A 1,501-nucleotide genomic window follows, 5' to 3' on the forward strand; every position below is an offset into this window, starting at 1 on the left:
CGACGGGATGAGCAGTCCGTAGAAGAGCGCGATCGCCGCGCCGATGACGTTTTCGACGACGCGTGTCCAGGAGGTGTCGTGGAGGGCATCGGTGTCGGTGGTGCCGTAGAGGATGGCGAGCAGGATCAGGACGGCCGTGCCGGCGGAGGCGAGGTACCACCTGCTGGTGCGCGTCGCGATCGTGGCGATGAACACGATGGCGACCAGGGCCGCTACGGCGGGTGGGCTGAGCCCGAGTCTCAGCACGAATGTGGCGACCACGACGCCGGAGATCGTGGCCAGCGCCCGGCCGACGCCGCGGAGCCGGACCATGTCGGCGACCGGGCGCATGACGAGCAGGGTCGCGGCGGCGGTCCAGCCGCGCGAGGAGAAGTCGAAGATCAGCGCGATGCTCACCGCCGTCGCCGCGGCCAGCCCGAGCAGGATGCCGTAGCGGCGGGCTTCAGCCCTGCTCAGCAGCGGGGCCGAATCGCTCGCGGCACCGCTGTCGGTGGGCCACAGCAACGAGGTCAGCGTGGCCCAGATCGAGCCGAGCGCGAAGAACAAGGCGAGCCCGAGCCCGTCGGAGATCGAGTCATAGCTCATCCCGATCGCCACGGCGGGCATGACGATCGCCGTCACGATCAACCCGGCAGCCTTCTTGGCCATCAAGCTCGCCGATAGAAAGCACAGCACGAAGATCCCGATGACCGCCAGGACGTGGACCTGGATGAGGACGGAGCCGACGATCACGCCGGCGGCGAACAACAGCCCGACGATGCCGACGGCGATGCGCTGGGGCCGTTGTGGTGCGATCCCGACCAGGCACACCGGCAGCAGTCCGATCGCGCCCAGGACGCCGGCCTTCACGTCCACGGCGAGGATGATCACGACGGCCGGCAGGACGCTCAGCGCGGCGTGTCGCGCATCGGTCCGCGCCCAGTGAACGTCGTTCGTCATCGCTGTGGCCCGCGGTTCGTCGGATCGCGCCTTGAAACGGGTGCTTCGCGCGAGCGGCGCTCGGCGGCCGCGTCTCGCGGGAGCAGGGGCGCGCCGCCCACGAAAGGGCCAGGGACGCGGGCCGAGACGCGCGTGCAAAGCTCGGGCGGCGCGACGTCGCCGTGCGCGGGTCTTGGAGCTCGGGTGACGGTCACGGCGTCACGGAGTCGGTGCCGCCGTCGTCGGGCGCCACGCTCACGATCTCGACGCCGCGGTCGTAGAGCCAGGTGAGGATGGTCTGGAGCTTCGCCTGGTCGACCGACTCGCAGCTGAGGATCGACTGATCGCCCGTCGACTCCACCACGACGACCTGTTCGAGCGGCTCGACGAACCTTTGCGTGAGCTCGGCCTGCACGGTGATGCGGTACCGGCGGGCATGCCGGCTCGTGGCTCCGTTCCAAGGCGTTCCCATCGGAGCCAGTGTCCATCTGGACGGCAGCGTGCGCATCGCCCACCGTGCAATTTCCCCCGGGGGAGATTGCAGGGCGGGTGATGCGCTGGGGGTCGGATCGCCGCGATGCTG

The 1,501-nt window shown here is 69.8% G+C and carries 2 protein-coding genes; both read right to left on the bottom strand.

Annotated elements, in window-relative coordinates:
• The coding region (locus tag OM076_RS44455; RefSeq protein WP_270046739.1) for an FUSC family protein at positions 1-939 on the bottom strand (939 nt) is incomplete at its 3' end.
• 190 nt (positions 940-1,129) lie between these two features.
• Entirely contained in the window at positions 1,130-1,390 is a 261-nt protein-coding gene (locus OM076_RS44460) for a DUF8691 family protein (protein WP_270046740.1), read from the bottom strand.
• Positions 1,391-1,501: the final 111 nt, after the last annotated feature.

Source organism: Solirubrobacter ginsenosidimutans (genome assembly GCF_027587205.1).

What these genes read in the sequence shown, in the direction of transcription:
- OM076_RS44460 (WP_270046740.1), bottom strand. Translation starts at nt 1,390, where the DNA reads ATGGGAACGCCTTGGAACGGAGCCACGAGCCGGCATGCCCGCCGGTAC.